2 protein-coding genes are annotated in these 389 nt (G+C 63.8%); both read left to right on the forward strand.

What is annotated here, in order from left to right; genetic code table 11:
- Positions 1 to 6 precede the first annotated feature (6 nt).
- Entirely contained in the window at positions 7 to 192 is a 186-nt protein-coding gene (locus QWI17_RS08955) for a Trm112 family protein (RefSeq protein WP_003247142.1), read from the forward strand.
- Positions 189 to 389 (forward strand): cytidylyltransferase domain-containing protein (locus tag QWI17_RS08960; protein ID WP_302722172.1); only part of this gene is annotated, 201 nt, incomplete at its 3' end. The genes QWI17_RS08955 and QWI17_RS08960, both read left to right, overlap by 4 nt.

Consider the following 389-nt stretch of genomic DNA (forward strand, 5'->3'; position numbering starts at 1 on the left):
CCTTCAATGGACACCAAACTGCTCGATATCCTCGCCTGCCCGATCACCAAGGGCCCGCTCAAGCTCAGCGCCGACAAGACCGAGCTGATCAGCAAGGGTGCCGGCCTGGCCTACCCGATTCGCGACGGTATCCCGGTCATGCTGGAGAGCGAGGCACGTACCCTGACCGACGACGAGCGCCTGGACAAATGAGCCTTGACTACACCGTGGTGATTCCTGCCCGCCTGCGTTCCACGCGCTTGCCAGGCAAGCCGCTGCTGGCCATCGCCGGCAAGCCGATGGTGCAACATGTATGGGAGCAGGCGCGCAAGAGCGCGGCCAGCCGCGTGGTCATCGCTACCGACGATGCCAGCATCTTCGAAGCTTGCCAGGCCTTTGGCGCTGAAGTG

It is taken from the genome of Gilvimarinus gilvus (genome assembly GCF_030518155.1).
Classification (GTDB): domain Bacteria; phylum Pseudomonadota; class Gammaproteobacteria; order Pseudomonadales; family Cellvibrionaceae; genus Gilvimarinus; species Gilvimarinus gilvus.

What these genes read in the sequence shown, in the direction of transcription:
- QWI17_RS08955 (WP_003247142.1), top strand. Translation starts at nt 7, where the DNA reads ATGGACACCAAACTGCTCGATATCCTCGCCTGCCCGATCACCAAGGGC.